Source organism: Bordetella holmesii (assembly GCF_020735985.1).
In the GTDB taxonomy this organism is placed as follows: Bacteria; Pseudomonadota; Gammaproteobacteria; order Burkholderiales; family Burkholderiaceae_B; genus Bordetella; species Bordetella holmesii.
The window spans coordinates 2,214,352-2,229,283 of the sequence record NZ_CP085973.1 but is presented as its reverse complement, the minus strand read 5'-3'; the positions used below and the strand labels follow the sequence as shown (position 1 = coordinate 2,229,283).

Here is a 14,932-nt window from a genome sequence, read left to right as displayed (position 1 = left end):
AGGAAACACACGCCGGCCTTGGGTTTAGGGTGGTTTGCTCCCCTTTTGCGCAATGTGGGGTTGGTGTTAAACCCATATAAATCAAAGGCTTGTACGGGTGCGTAAGGCGCTCCGGGCAGCCGGCAGGCAGACCGGGATTGCGCTATCATGCGAGCCCGCAATTTCAAGCCCTGTGGACACATTTGGCGCTCAAAGCCCCATGACAATTGGATTTGCTGTCAAAGATGACGTATTTGCGCGGGATATCTTCTCGGTTGCCCAGCTAAACCAAGCAGTGGGGCAGTTGTTGGAGCGCGAGATCCCTCCGATCTGGGTGCGCGGGGAGGTCTCGAACTTCACCCAGGCCGCATCCGGGCATTGGTACTTCACGCTCAAAGACGCTCGCGCCGGCGTGCGTACGGTCATGTTCCGCAGCCGGGCAGCAGCGGTCGGGTTCGTGCCGCGCGCGGGAGACGAGGTGGAGGTGCGCGCACGCGTGTCGCTCTACGAGCCGCGGGGTGATTTTCAGCTTCAGGCCGACGCCATGCGTCGGGCCGGCGTGGGCAATTTGTATGAAGCGTTTTTGCGCCTGAAGGACAAGCTGGCTGCCGAAGGTTTATTCGACCCGCAGCGCAAGCGCAGCCCGTTGCGGCTGCCGCGCGCCATCGGGGTGGTCACCTCTTTGCACGCGGCTGCATTGCGTGACGTGCTCTCCGCGCTGGCGCGGCGCGCGCCGCAGGTCGGTGTCATCGTCTATCCGGCTCCGGTGCAGGGCGCCGATGCTGCCGCGCGGCTGACCAGTCAGGTCAGGGCGGCCAGCGCCCGCCGGGAAGTCGACACCTTGTTGCTGGTGCGTGGCGGAGGCAGTATCGAGGATCTGTGGAGCTTCAACGATGAGGACCTGGCCCGCGCCGTGGCCGAGTGCGCCATACCAGTAATCACGGGCGTTGGCCATGAAACCGACTTCACGATCGCGGACTTTGTCGCCGACGTCAGGGCGCCCACGCCCACTGCGGCGGCCGAGCTGGCGTGCGTTCCCCGCGCTGACCTGCTGGCTGCGCTGGGCCACGTGACCACGCGGCTGGCGCGCGCACAACAGCGCCGACTGGACCAGGCAGGGCAGCGTCTTGACCGATTGAGTGCCCAACTGATTTCGCCTGCGCAGCGCGTGGCGAATCAGCGGGAGCGTCTCAATACCTTGCGGCACAGGCTCGCCTCGGCTGCCAAGCGTCCGCTGTCCTTGAGCGACGCCCGCCTGAGCATTCTTACCCAGCGCCTGGCCCGGCGCGCGCCGCAGATGGCGCGCAGCCTCGATCGGGTGCAAGGGCTGACGCAACGGCTGGCTCGCGGCCAGCAGGCTTTGCTGGCAGAGCGGCGTGCACGTTTACTGGCCTTGGCGGCGCAGTTGCGCGCTCTTGACCCTGAAAATACCTTGGCTCGTGGCTATGCGATAGTGCGTGATGCGCAGGGTCAGGTCATCAGCCAGGCCGGCGCGCTGGCGGTGGGTGCGGCTGTGAGCATAGATCTGGCTCATGGCCGGGTCGGCGCCGACATCACGAGCATTGAATCCAGCCGTTAACCCTGGCTTTTGCCCGGGTTGAGGCGATACCCCCGAGAAGAGCCGATACAATCATCTGGTTTGATCGTGCATTCAACAAAGAAGGAATCGACTATGGCACATACTCTTCCCCCTCTGCCTTACGCGATGGACGCGCTGGCTCCGCGCATCTCCAAGGAAACGCTGGAGTACCACTACGGCAAGCACCATCAGACTTACGTCACCAATCTGAACAACCTGATCGCCGGCACCGAGTTTGAAAACGCGTCGCTCGAAGACATCGTCAAGAAGTCGTCTGGTGGCATTTTCAACAACGCCGCCCAGGTCTGGAATCACACGTTCTACTGGAACAGCCTCTCGCCCAACGGCGGCGGCGAACCCTGTAGCACGCTGACCGAGGCCATCAATGCCAAGTGGGGCAGCCTCGACGCGTTCAAGGAAGCCTTCAATAAGTCGGCTGCCGGCAACTTCGGTTCGGGTTGGACCTGGCTGGTCAAGAAGGCCGACGGTTCGCTGGATATCGTCAACACCAGCAACGCCGCCACGCCCTTGACCACGACCGACAAGCCGTTGCTGACCTGTGATGTCTGGGAACACGCCTACTACATCGACTATCGCAACGCTCGTCCCAAGTACCTGGAGAACTTCTGGGCACTGGTGAACTGGGAATTTGCGGCGAAGAACTTCGCCTGAGAGGCATACGGCGCGCCTGGCGCGCCTTGCACGATCGAGACCCGGCTGTAAGCCGGGTTTTTTGTTGTGCGCCGGTGGGTTATCAGGTTGGTGTTACGTTGGCGGTGCTGACCTGCCCCCAGATTTAGTACGGCACCGACATAGAGCCCAGGGGTAAAAGACCTTCTTTCTGATGAGCCTGCACGAATTGCGCCGGCGTTAAATATCCGAGCGCGCTGTGAGGCCGATCGGTGTTGTACTCGACTCGCCAGTTTTCGATCAAGCTTTTAGCCTGTCGCAGGGACAAGAACCAGTGCTCGTTAAGGCATTCGTCGCGGAACTTGCCGTTGAAACTTTCGATATAAGCGTTCTCCACCGGCTTACCCGGCCGAATAAACGACAGCTTTACGCCTGCTTGGTAGGCCCAGGCGTCCAAGGCTCTTCCGGCGAACTCTGGCCCGTTGTCCACGGTAATAGATCGCGGCAGGCCACGCATCTCCGCCAGCCGTTGCAGCACCATGGCAACACGCAGTCCCGGCAACGACGTATCGACCTCGATGGCCAGGCATTCGCGAGTGTAGTCATCGACGATAGTCAAACAGCGGAATCGGCGGCCATAGGCTAGGCCGTCGGCCACAAAGTCCATTGACCAACTCTGATTCGGCGCGATTGCCGCTGGGCGAACCACGCGCTCGGTCGCCGCGATTCGCTTACGCTTTCGTTTTCGCACGCTTAACCCTGCCAGACTGTACAGCCGCCAGATTCGCTTGTGATTTGCTTGCCAGCCTTCGCGACGTAAGAGCACATGGATCCTCCGATAGCCGTAGCGTCGTTTCGCCACTGCCATCTCTTTCATGCGCTCGGTCAGCGCAGCATCGCCTGAGCGTGTGCTCTCGTAGGCAAACAGCGACCGCGAAATTCCTACCAGCCCACAGGCCCGGGTAACACCCATGCTGCGCTCGGTCATTAATGTCCTGACCGCCTCGCGTTTGGCCTGCGGGCTGACTACTTTCGGCTTAGCAGATCCTGAAGCGCCGCCTTGTCCAGCATCGACTCGGCCAACAGCTTCTTGAGCTTGTTGTTCTCCTGCTCCAGCTCCTTGAGCCTCTGAGCGTCCGACACCGTCATGCCACCGAACTTCGCCTTCCAGTTGTAGTACGTTGCCTCGGAGATTCCGTGCTTGCGGCACAACTCTGCGGGCTTGGCACCTGCATCGGCTTCCTTGAGCACGCCGATGATTTGCTCTTCCGTAAATCGTTTCTTCATTGCCATTCCTTTGGGAACGGACTCTACATCGATTTCGTACTAATCACGGGGAGCAGGTCAGCCCTGGTTTCGATGGGATTCGCGCTTATGGCTGATAAGGCGCTGGAATGGAACCGGCATTGGACCAGCACTCATGGAATGCTAGCTCTCGTAGTGCTGCCTTGCGCGCTCGCGGCCTTACGTTGGCTGACCCTGCGCGTTGCGCCTCAGGCGGCCGGCAGCGGGATTCCCCAGGTTATTGCCGCCTTGTCCATGCCTCCGGGGCCGGCCCAGCACCGCCTGGTTTCGCTGCGGCAAACCCTCTGGAAGATCCCCCTCACTTTCTGCGCCATGTTGGCCGGCGCCTCCGTGGGCCGCGAAGGGCCTTCCGTGCAGGTGGGCGCGGCGGTGATGCTGGCGTGGGGCAATCTCTGCCGGCGATTGGGCTTGCGCATGCGTGGTTTCCACACGCAGGAGTTGATCGCAGCAGGGGCAGCAGGAGGGCTGGCTGCGGCGTTCAACGCGCCCTTGGCCGGGGTGATTTTCGCCATCGAGGAACTTGGCCGCGGCACCGGGCTGCGCTGGCAGCGGCTCGTGCTGCTGGGCGTGTTGGCCTGCGGTTTCATGGTGGTGGCGCTGGCCGGCAACAATCCCTATTTTGGTGTGTTCGGCGCCGGGTCGCTGTCCGAAAACATGGTGTGGTGGGTCGTCGCCTGCGGGCTTTTGAATGGTTGCCTGGGTGGCATCTTCGCACGCCTGCTCGGCAAGGGACTGCCAGGCGTCTTGCCTGTGCACTGGCGAGAGTCCGTGCGCCGCCGCCCGGTGATGGCGGCCTTCGGGCTTGGTTTGGTCGTCGCCCTGATCGGGGTGACCAGCGCCGGCGCCACCTATGGCACGGGTTACGAAACGGCAGCAGTGCTGTTGGGTGGCGAAGGTCAGGCCCCGGCAGGTTTTGGCCTGTCCAAGCTGGCCGCCACGGTGGCTTCCTATTGGGCGGGCATTCCGGGCGGCATCTTCACGCCCGCCCTGACCACCGGTGCCGGTCTGGGGCATCAATTGTGGCTGTGGACGGGTGGCTCGGTCGACGGCCGGGTGCTGGTGCTGATCTCGATGGCGGCCTTTCTGGCGGCCGCCACGCAGGCCCCCCTGACCGCCAGTGTGGTCGTGATGGAAATGACCGGCAGCCAGCCCATGCTGTTCTGGTTGCTGGCCGGCTCGCTGTTGGCCTCGGTGGTCTCCCGCCAGTTCTGCCCGCAGCCTTTCTATCATTTTTCCGCAGGCCGCTTTCGCCGGGCTGCGCTGCAGGAGGTCTCTCGCGCGGCGCCTTCAGCGGATTCGTCCAGGGGTTAGACAGCGTCCGTTCCCTGGACACCTGTGGCTGCACCGGGATGGCGCAGGAGACGCTGCGGTAACATGGCCGTAACCTTCTTCACTCATCCAATTCTGACGAGCCATGACCCAGCAAGCTTTTATCTGCGATGCGATCCGTACTCCTTTTGGCCGCTATGGTGGCGCTTTGTCGTCGGTACGTGCCGACGACCTGGCTGCTATCCCGATCAAGGCATTGATGGCACGTAATCCCAATGTGCGTTGGGAAGAGATCGACGACATCATTTTCGGCTGCGCCAATCAGGCCGGTGAAGACAACCGCAACGTGGCTCGCATGGCCTCGTTGCTGGCCGGCCTGCCCATCGAAGTGGCGGGTGCGACCATCAATCGCCTGTGCGGATCGGGCCTGGATGCGATCGGTACTGCTTCGCGCGCCATCCGCGCCGGTGAAGCTGGCCTTATGCTGGCCGGCGGGGTGGAGAGCATGAGCCGAGCTCCGTTTGTCATGGGCAAGGCCGACAGCGCGTTTTCGCGCAGCGCCGCCATTTATGACACCACCATTGGCTGGCGCTTCATCAACAAACTGATGAAAGCCCAATATGGTGTGGACTCGATGCCCGAAACGGCCGAGAACGTGGCCGATGATTACAAGGTTTCACGCGCCGATCAGGATAAGTTTGCGCTGGCCAGCCAGCAAAAGACCGCTCGTGCGCAACAGGCAGGGTATTTCGACGCCGAGATCACGCCGGTATCCATTCCGCAGAAAAAGGGCGATGCCCTGATCGTGGATAAGGATGAACACCCCCGTGAAACGACCTTGGAGTCGCTGGCCAAGCTAAAAGGCGTGGTGCGCGAGGGTGGCAGTGTCACCGCGGGTAACGCTTCCGGCGTCAATGACGGCGCCGTTGCGCTCTTGCTGGCCGACGAGAAGGCCGCCGCTCGCCACGGTCTGACGCCGCGCGCTCGTGTCGTGGGCATGGCTACTGCCGGTGTGGCGCCGCGCATCATGGGTATGGGGCCAGCGCCGGCCACCCGCAAGGTGTTGGCGCAAACCGGCCTGACGCTGGCGCAGATGGATGTCATCGAACTGAATGAGGCTTTTGCCGCACAAGGTCTGGCCGTGTTGCGGGATCTGGGCATCGCCGATGACGATGCTCGCGTCAACCCCAATGGGGGCGCCATTGCGCTGGGCCATCCTCTGGGCGCCAGTGGTGCCCGCTTGGCGACGACCGCCATCAATCAGTTGCATCGTACCGGGGGCCGCTATGCCCTGTGCACCATGTGCATTGGCGTGGGTCAAGGAATTGCGCTGATCATCGAGCGCGTCTGACGTAGACTCGGCCACAGAAAACAGGGATTCGTTGAACCCCTGTTTTTCAGCTGTCATGGACGATCATGGCAAGCCGTCGATCTTCGCGCCCGCTTTGACGCCTCGTTGGGCAAACCAGCCCTGGCTCATTTCCAGCGCATAGCGCACGGGTTTGCGCGAGCAATGCGGATCATCGGTCTGCGGTGCCATGTCTTCGATGTTGGAAATCGTGCCATCATCTGCGATGAAGGCAATCGACAGCGGCAGCGGTGTGTTGCGCATCCAGAAGCACTGCAGGTCTGGCTCTTCAAAGACAAACAGCATCGCGCTGTTGCCAGGCAGCTCTTGGCGATTCATCAGCCCGACGCGGCGTTTGGCATCGGTGTCGGCAACTTCGGCCTGGATGACATGAATGCCAGTCGACAACTGCGTGGTTGGCAGGGTGTCCTGTTTGGGGCCGGCAGCCATGGCGATGAAGGGAGAGATGGCCAGGGCGAGCGCAGCGGGGCGAAGAAAGGCGGAGAAGATCTGCATGTACGGCAATAGAGGGGCGGCGGATGACGGCTATGGTACCCCCAACTGCAGCGCGCCGGCAGCGACACTGCCGGCAAACGAAAAGACGGAGCCCTATGGCTCCGCCTTCATAATATCGGCTGCCAGCCTTTCTCAGGCCGACGTAATATTGAGTGCTTGCTTGCCTTTCGGACCCTGGATAGTCTCGAAAGCGACTTTCTGGCCTTCCTTGAGGGTTTTGAAACCGTTCATCTGGATAGACGAAAAATGCGCGAAAAGATCTTCTCCGCCATCATCGGGTGTAATGAAGCCAAAACCTTTCGCGTCGTTGAACCATTTGACGGTTCCGGTAGATTTTGGATTGTCCCCTTGGACGGCGGTTGCGGTCATGTCAGACATGCGGACTGCCTCTTTTGAATCGTATGTTGGACGAAGGGGCTTCGGCCTGACCTGATGCCCATCCGGGAACGGTTGCCTTGACAAACAAGCATGAAGGCCTCCGATTGCATGGATAATGCGCCCCTTTTCTTTCTGGCGTCAAGTATGGAAACTACGCATGTCTGCGTGTAATTTTGAGTAAGTCTGACGTGAATATTTGGCCGATTAAATAGAATAGCCGCCCTATGAGTTCAACCTTGGATTCGCAGCACGATGTGGTAGTCGAGAAGCAGCCGGCGCGTACTGCTCCGCCGCCGATGTACCAGGTCGTACTGCTTAATGACGATTACACCCCGATGGAGTTCGTGGTGAAGGTTTTGCAGAAGTTTTTCGGCAAAAATCAGGAAGAAGCCACACGGATCATGCTCCAGGTCCATCACGAGGGCAGAGGCATCTGCGGCGTCTATCCGCGTGATTTGGCCGCTACGCGTATCGCGCAGGTGGCGCAGTATGCGCGTGCCAAACAGCATCCTCTGCAGTGCATCATGGAACCCGTTTAGTCACCGATCGCGGGGCCCACCGCCCGGTGGCTGTCCTAAAAAAGTAAGGCCGTTGCGGCCAGCATCCTGGCGGCTGTCAACGACGTAGCAGCTAGAGGTGCGCCTTGACGAACAACAAGAAGGTCTGGCTGGGTGTGGCGGGGGCGATCGTTCTTGCCACCGCCGTGGGGCTGGGGTGGCTCGCAGGCAAGACGCCCGCGTCGCACGAGGCGACACCGGCTGGTGTGACGTCTGCGTCGCCAACCGCCTCTCCCACCAAAGCGACCGCCGACCTCCCGGCGGCCCAAGCCAAGATCGGGGAACCGGATGCGTTTTCGGCATTGAATTGCCAGCCCCGGCAGTTCAACGAGAGCCTGGCGCTGGCTCTGACCTTCACTCAGCCTGTGGATCGCAAAGCCGATCTGGGGCGATATCTTCAGGTCACCGAAGTGGGGCCGCTGGCCAATGCCGACAGTGAGGAGGCCTCTTCCAGTAAGCCGAGTGCTGCCCGCTCAGATCAGCCAGCGCCCCAGGGACGTGCAGTGCAGGGGGGCTGGGTGGTGGGGGACAATCCGCGGGTGGTCTATTTCCCCTACGTGCAACCCCTCAAGCGCTATGCGATCAGTGTGCGCAGCGGCCTGCCTGGTGCGCAGGCCGTGGGGTCGTGTTGCCCGCCGGCCAGAACGGCGGATTGCCAGTTGCCACCGTCAATATGCCGGAAGTCGACGTGCAGTTTCTGCGCGTCGATCCGCAACGCGTGCCCGAGTTTTTCGATACCGTGCTCGGCGTGGGCCGCGGGCGTGGCGCCGCGGTTGACGATCAGGATGGCGACCAGGAGGAAGAGGATGGCTGGCGTTATGCCGATAACCGCAGTATGAAAGGCTCGGTGAGCAATTGGGATCTGGACCGCTTGAATACGCTCACCAGCAGCGTCTACCAGGGCCGCTTCCTCACCGATGACAAGCCCAATCGGCGTCATGTGACCTTCCTGCCGGTCGAGCACATCCAAGAACTGCAGGATCCCGGCATCTATATTGCCGTGATGAGCCAACCGGGGCGTTTTCGATACGAGTACCAGACCACGTATTTCTATGTGAGTGACATTGGTCTGCATGCCCGGCGGTACCCCGATCGCAGCGAGGCCTATGCCGTGTCCCTGAAGACGGGGCAGCCGTTGCCGGAAGTGCGCGTGGAGCTGGTCGACGGGGCCGGCAAAACGCTGGCCCAGGCCAGCGCGGACGCCCAGGGCCATGTGCGGTTTGATGGTTCGCACGCCAATGCCCGAGTCATGCGCGCGACGCGCGGCAAGGAAATGACCCTGTTGGCGTTGGGTGAGCCTGCGCTGGATCTGTCCGAGTACGACATAGGTGGCTATCCGGCGCGCAACAACAACCTTTTCGTGTATGCCGGACGCAACCTGTATCGCCCCGGCGAGCAATTCAATGTCTCGGTTCTGGCACGTGACCCGGATGGGCGGCCTTTGGCGGCCAGCCCCCTGACCGCCACGCTCAAGCGTCCCGACGGCCGTGTGGTCAGCAACACCTTGTGGCACCCGAAAGAGCGGTTGCCTAACTATTTGGAACAGGTCGTCAGCTTGGCGCAGGATGCGCCGACCGGCACATGGATGCTGGAGTTGCGGGTTGATCCAGCCGCGAGGACGCCGGATGCGAGCTGGAAGTTTCAGGTCGAAGAATTTCTGCCCGAACGCATGAAGCTGGCACTGAACACGGAGCAACCCGTGCTCCATCCGCAGGATTCCTGGAGTGTGGATCTGCAAGGCGATTACCTTTATGGAGCGCCGGCTGCCGGCAATCGGGTGCTGGCCAGCTTCCAGGTCAAGCGCGATCGGGTGGCCTTGCCACGGCAATGGCCGGGATTCATTTTTGGTGACGTCGCCGACGATACCCGCCGCCGCTTCGAGGAGTTGCCCGACACGGAGTTGGACGAGCAAGGGCGCGGCGAGATCCGTGTAGACCCCCAGGCAGCTGACGCGCACTCTCCGATGACGGTGCGTTTGTCAGTCAGCTTGCTGGAGTCGGGCGGACGGCCCGTGGTGCGCTCGATCGAGCGCAACGTATGGCCAGCCGAAAACCTGATAGGGCTGCGCCCGTTATTTGACCGCGACGTGACGCGAGAGGGCGCCCCGGCAGGTTTCGAGGTCATCCGTGTCGATGCCGAGGGCAAACCGCAGCCGGTCAAGGGCGCGCAGCTACGGCTGTATCGCGAGCAGCGCCAATACTATTGGCGTTTCGATGATCAGCGCGGCTGGAACAACGGCTATACGGAGACTGAGGAACTCGTTGATTCACGCGTGATGGATATCGAGGGGCGTGCGGCACTGACTGTGGATGTCAACTGGGGCAGATACCGGCTCGAGCTCGCCGATCCTCAGACCGGTGAGGTCGCGCGTTACCGGTTCTATGCGGGCTGGAATGCGCAGGATGCCGATGCGGTGGGCAACCGCCCGGATCGTGTGCAACTGCAGATGCAGGGTCTGCCCGCGGAGCCTGGCGGCAAGGTGCGCATGACGGTCCTACCACCGCACGATGGGCAAGCGCTCATCACGGTGGAAGGCGATCGCATGTTGTGGTCGCAGTGGCTACCGGTCAAGACGACGGGAACTGAGGTCGAGATTCCGGTCAGCGCAGATTGGAAACGCCACGACCTGTACGTGTCGGCGACCGTGTTCCGGCCGGGCAGTGAGGGTGACCGGGTCACCCCGGCGCGTGCGCTGGGGCTGGCTTATCTGCCCCTGGCCAGCAAGGGCCGCAAACTCGCCGTCAGCCTTGATGCTCCCGGCAAAATCGAGCCGGAAAAACCGGCCACCGTGCGCGTCAACGTCGGTGACCTGCCAGCCGGCAAGGCGTATGTGACACTCTCGGCGGTTGATGTTGGCATCCTCAATATCAACCAGTACGCCACACCGGATCCCCTCGATTTCTTCTTCGGTAAACACCGCTACGGGCCTGAACTGCTCGATATGTACGGCAAGCTGATCGAAAAAATGGACGGCACCCCGGGGCGTCTGAAGTGGGGCGGCGATGCGGCCATGAGGGGTGATAGCCGCAGCCTGCCCAAGAAGGTCAAACTGGTGGACCTTTTTTCGGGGGTGGTCGAACTGGATGAAAGCGGGCAGGCGGACATCGATTTCGATGTACCGGATTTCAATGGCACCTTGCGTTTGATGGCCGTGGCGTTCTCTGCCGACCGGTATGGCAGTGCCGACGCGGAGGTCACCGTTGCCGCGCCTTTGGTAGCCGAATTAAGCACGCCGCGCTTCATCACGCCTGGCGACCAGGCCGCCGTAGCGCTCGATCTGACCAACCTCAGCGGTGCGACGCGCAGCGTCTCCGTCAAACTACAGGCTCTCGATCCGCTGGCCATCGCCGATAGCACACGTACCGTAGTCCTCAAGGATAAGGAGCGCAAGACACTGCGCTTTGTTGCCACCACGACCAGCTCTTATGGCCTGGAGCTCATGCGGCTGGTGGTCGAAGGTGACGGCCTGAGGATTGAGCGCGAATCGGTGTTGCAGGTGCAGCCGGCCCATGCTGCCGAGCGCCGCGTGCGCCGTATCCGTCTGAGTCCGGGTCAGGAGTGGACGCCCTCCGCCGACTTGCTGGCGGATTGGCATGCCGACTCGATCATGGCATCGATGACGCTGTCCAACCGTCCGCCCCTCAACGTCAGCGCTCTGGTGCAGGGTTTGCTCAACTACCCCTATGGCTGCACGGAGCAGACGATCAGCGCAACCATCCCCTGGGTCATTATCGACGACGCTGCGGCCCAACGGTTTGGCCTGCAGCCGCATACCCCGGCCGAGCGTCAGTCCCGGATAGACGGGGCCCTCGCGCGATTGTCCGGCATGCGCGCGGCGACCGGTTCCTATTCGCTGTGGGGTGATTACAGCTCGCGCGACGTCTGGCTGACCGCCTATGCCTTGAGTTTCATGCAAGATGCCCGCGACCGGGGTTTCAAGGTCGCTGATGACAGTCTGCAGCGCACACGCCAATGGCTGCTGGAGCAGTTGCAGCAGACGCCTAACAGTTTCGGCAGTTGGTCGGCCAACCTGCGCAAAGGCATGGAAAGCGGCCGCATTGACAGTGCCGGCGCCGAGGTGTTGCGTAACGACCATCGCCGTTTTGCTGGCCTGGCCAGCGCCGCGTATGCGTTGGCGCGCGATGGAAAGGCCCCGCTGTCGACCGTCAGGCAGTTGTTCGACAACTATGGTGACAGAGCGCGTTCGCCACTGCCACTCATCCAGCTTGCGGTTGCGTTCAAACTGTTGGGTGATGACGGGCGCATGAAGACCGCGCTGGAGCAGGGCATGACGCGAGCCTACGGAATCACGCGTCGTGGCGCTGCGGCCTATGAGGAATGGTTGGGCGATTACGGCAGCAGTGTGCGTGACTACACGCAGGCCTATGCGCTGGTCAACCAGTACGGGTTGAACCATCCCCGCCAGGAGACCCTGCTGGAAGAGGCCGCAGCGCGATTGGGAAATCGCTCTTATCTCTCGACACAGGAGCGTATGGCCCTGCTTTTGGCTGCCAGCGCTGCCGGCGGCGACCGCAACTCGCCGTGGCAGGCCAGCCTGCAGCAGGCTGGCGGCAACCGCAGTCTCTCTGGTGCGCAGGATCAGGTGCTGGCAGTCGAGGCCGCCGAGTTTGGGGCCATGCGCGTGCGCAACAACGGCAACCAGGCCCTGTTTGTCGAATTTGACGTTCAGGGCACGCCAAGGACGGCTCCCGTTGCCCGCAATGATGTGATCACGTTGCAAAGACGCTGGTATCGTCCGGATGGCACTGCCTGGGATGGCGGTCTTTTGCAGACCGGTGACATGCTGGTGGTCCGGATACAGGCTGATGCCAACCAGTATGTACCTGACGCGCTTATCGTCGACCGCGTACCGGCAGGATTTGAGGTGGAGAACCTGAATCTTTCGCAAAGCCCGGCCCTGCAGGATTGGCAGATTGGCGGGCGCGAGGTCGCGCAGGCCATGGCCAATCCCAATATCAAACACCGGGAGTTTCGCGACGACCGCTATGTGGCCGCGGCCACCTTGGGTCGCGGCAAGGTCGACATCTTTTATCTGGCGCGCGTGGTGACGCCAGGTCGTTACAGCGTTCCTGCGGTCGTGGCTGAGGATATGTACCGGCCAGAACTGCGCGGTGTGGGCGATACATGGAGCAGCATCGAAATCCGCGACCGACAGCCGGGCAAGTAACGCGCCGAAGGCGTCGGCTGGCTCTGTCTGGCGGCGTCCTACTGGGTTTGCCTTTGGTCGCGTTGTTCGTGCTGGATCTGCTGTTGCCCTTGCCGCCCGTGGGGGCGGCTGGCGCGCGGGTGGTGGTCGCCAGCGATGGCACCCCTTTGCACAATTACCCCAGTGAAGATGGCGTGTGGCGCTATCCGGTCGCGCCAGATGATGTGTCGCCACGTTATGTGCAGACGCTGCTGGCCTACGAAGATCGTTGGTTTTACTGGCATCCCGGCATTAATCCGTGGGCTATGCTGCGGGCCGGGTGGCAGTGGGCCCGCCATGGACGCATTGTTTCAGGCGGGTCCACCTTGACCATGCAGGTCGCCCGCATGCTGGATCCGGCATTGGCAGGGCAGCCGTCGCGCAGTCTCGCGGCCAAAGGACGACAGGTCTGGCGTGCCGTGCAACTGGAGATGCACTACAGCAAGGATGAAATCCTGGGCATGTACCTCGCGCATGCGCCCATGGGGGGCATCGTCGAGGGCGTGGAAATGGGCGCGCGCCTTTGGTTGGGCAAGTCTGCGCGCGACCTGAGCGATGCCGAAGCCGCGTTGCTTACGGCCCTGCCGCAGGCGCCGTCACGTCTGCGGCCGGACCGGCATCCGGAACGGGCGCAGGCCGCGCGTGACAAAGTCATGTCGCGCATGCAGGCAGCCGGCCTCTGGAGCGTGGCGCGGGTGGCCGATGCACGAATCGAAAATGTGGTGGCGCCGCCGCTGCGGGCGCGTTGGCTCGCGCCGTTGGCCGCCCAGCGTTTACTCCAAGGTCAGGCCCGTGGCCAGCCCGTCGTGGCCAGCACGCTCGATGCCGACATGCAGACAACGGTCGAACGCATGTTGCTCGACCGAGTCGATAGCCTGCCTCCCAAGGTGTCCATGGCCGTTCTGGTGATGGACAACGACAGCCTCGACGTAAAAGCTTATGCTGGTTCGGCGGATTTTTCCGATGACAGCCGGTATGCGCATGTCGACATGGTCCGTGCAATACGCTCTCCCGGTTCCACGCTCAAGCCCTTTCTGTACGCGCAGGCGCTCGACGACGGCCTGGTGCATTCCGAGAGCCTGCTGATGGACGTGCCGATGTCGTTCGGCGGTTATGCGCCGGGTAATTTCCAGGCATCGTTTTCCGGGCCCGTCAGTGTGTCTCAGGCGCTGCAGCGCTCGTTGAACGTGCCGGCGGTCGATCTTCTTGACCGTGTAGGGCCGATGCGCTTTGCCTCGGCCATGCTCAACGCCGGTGTTCATTTGCGTATGCCCGCCGGCGCGGCTCCGAATTTGAGCCTGATTCTGGGGGGCGGAGGCACTAGCCTGCAAGAGTTGGTGGGCGCTTATCGTGCGCTGGCGCGCGAAGGACTGGCGGGACAGCCCCGCCTGCGCCCGGACGAGCCCAGGCGCGAAAGCCGCGCCATGAGCGCCGGTGCCGCCTGGATCGTACGCGATATTCTGGAAGGGGGAGGTCACCCTGACCGGCCTTTTTTCCAGTCCGCCTCGCCAGGATGGGCGCTGGCCTGGAAAACCGGCACCAGCTTCGGGTTTCGTGATGCCTGGGCTATTGGCGTCACAGATGGATGGACGATCGGCGTCTGGGTTGGGCGTCCGGATGGCACGCCCAATCCCGGTTTCTTTGGCGCCAATATCGCAGCCCCGTTATTGCAGGACGTCGTGGCGGCGCTGCCGGCCGGAGCACCCCGCGTGCGGGTGCGTCCAGCATCGGTGACTGCCGTGGTGTCGTGTTGGCCCGTGGGGTGGCGGCGCGAACATGCCCCAGAGGGCGTTTGTCCCCAACAACGTGCGGCCTGGGCCTTGAATGATACGGTTCCGCCCTCATTTACCGAATATGCCAGTTTGGCAGGCGGCCCCATTCGTATCGAGGGCGTGGCCCAGGGGGCGGTGCTTCGGCCCGTGCCCGGCACGCACGAGGTTATTCTGGATCTGGCCCTTTCGGGGGCTGAAGGCCAGGTATGGTGGATGTTGGATGGTAAGTTATATCGACAGGCCGGGGCGGCCGAAAGGCAGGGATTGTCCCTGAAGCGCAATGGGCGCTACCACCTCACCGTGATGGACGACGCCGGGCGATACACTGACCTGGAATTTGAAATCGCTGGCGTTACGCCCTGATCGGCATAGAATACGAAGCGTGTACCTGCC

Annotated in this window: 9 protein-coding genes and 1 pseudogene; 7 read left to right on the top strand and 3 right to left on the bottom strand. The window is 62.3% G+C overall.

Going from position 1 to position 14,932, the window contains the following annotated elements:
- Window positions 1-199 precede the first annotated feature (199 nt).
- Complete coding sequence (xseA, locus tag LK440_RS10685) at window positions 200-1,558, top strand: exodeoxyribonuclease VII large subunit (RefSeq protein WP_005012828.1); 1,359 nt, start codon at window positions 200-202, stop codon at window positions 1,556-1,558.
- Window positions 1,559-1,651: 93 nt separating this feature from the next.
- Window positions 1,652-2,230 carry a superoxide dismutase [Fe] gene (gene sodB, locus LK440_RS10680; RefSeq protein WP_005012829.1) on the top strand — a complete coding sequence of 193 codons (579 nt, stop codon included), beginning with the start codon at window positions 1,652-1,654 and terminating at the stop codon, window positions 2,228-2,230.
- A 124-nt stretch (window positions 2,231-2,354) separates the two neighbouring features.
- Here the strand turns inward: sodB and LK440_RS10675 are convergent.
- A protein-coding gene (locus tag LK440_RS10675) for an IS3 family transposase (protein ID WP_101557886.1) occupies window positions 2,355-3,475 on the bottom strand; the annotation gives its coding sequence in 2 pieces (ribosomal slippage) (window positions 2,355-3,223 and window positions 3,223-3,475; 1,122 coding nt in all).
- A gap of 27 nt (window positions 3,476-3,502) precedes the next feature.
- Between LK440_RS10675 and LK440_RS10670 the strand changes: the two genes are divergently transcribed.
- Both LK440_RS10670 and pcaF read left to right on the top strand, forming a co-directional pair.
- Window positions 3,503-4,804 (top strand): chloride channel protein, encoded by a 1,302-nt coding sequence (locus LK440_RS10670; RefSeq protein WP_032826976.1) that lies wholly within the window; start codon window positions 3,503-3,505, stop codon window positions 4,802-4,804.
- Between the two features lie 103 nt (window positions 4,805-4,907).
- Complete coding sequence (gene pcaF, locus LK440_RS10665; RefSeq protein WP_005019101.1) at window positions 4,908-6,113, top strand: 3-oxoadipyl-CoA thiolase; 1,206 nt, start codon at window positions 4,908-4,910, stop codon at window positions 6,111-6,113.
- 63 nt (window positions 6,114-6,176) lie between these two features.
- Here the strand turns inward: pcaF and LK440_RS10660 are convergent, their stop codons facing one another.
- Together LK440_RS10660 and LK440_RS10655 are read right to left on the bottom strand one after the other, a co-directional pair.
- A complete protein-coding gene (locus LK440_RS10660) occupies window positions 6,177-6,626 on the bottom strand; it encodes a DUF192 domain-containing protein (RefSeq protein WP_005012833.1) in 450 nt (149 codons plus the stop codon).
- A gap of 132 nt (window positions 6,627-6,758) precedes the next feature.
- Window positions 6,759-7,004, bottom strand: coding sequence for a cold-shock protein (locus tag LK440_RS10655; protein WP_005012834.1), 246 nt, complete (start codon window positions 7,002-7,004; stop codon window positions 6,759-6,761).
- 224 nt (window positions 7,005-7,228) lie between these two features.
- Between LK440_RS10655 and clpS the strand changes: the two genes are divergently transcribed.
- The 3 genes and pseudogenes from clpS to pbpC all read left to right on the top strand — a co-directional run bounded on the left by clpS (window position 7,229) and on the right by pbpC (window position 14,902).
- Window positions 7,229-7,543: an ATP-dependent Clp protease adapter ClpS gene (gene clpS / locus LK440_RS10650; protein ID WP_005012835.1), complete on the top strand. Its 315-nt coding sequence runs from the start codon at window positions 7,229-7,231 to the stop codon at window positions 7,541-7,543.
- A 104-nt stretch (window positions 7,544-7,647) separates the two neighbouring features.
- Window positions 7,648-12,749, top strand: a pseudogene (locus tag LK440_RS10645) (alpha-2-macroglobulin family protein).
- Window positions 12,707-14,902 carry a penicillin-binding protein 1C gene (pbpC, locus tag LK440_RS10640; protein ID WP_101558028.1) on the top strand — a complete coding sequence of 732 codons (2,196 nt, stop codon included), beginning with the start codon at window positions 12,707-12,709 and terminating at the stop codon, window positions 14,900-14,902. The pseudogene LK440_RS10645 and the gene pbpC overlap by 43 nt, the downstream one beginning before the upstream one ends.
- Window positions 14,903-14,932 lie beyond the last annotated feature (30 nt).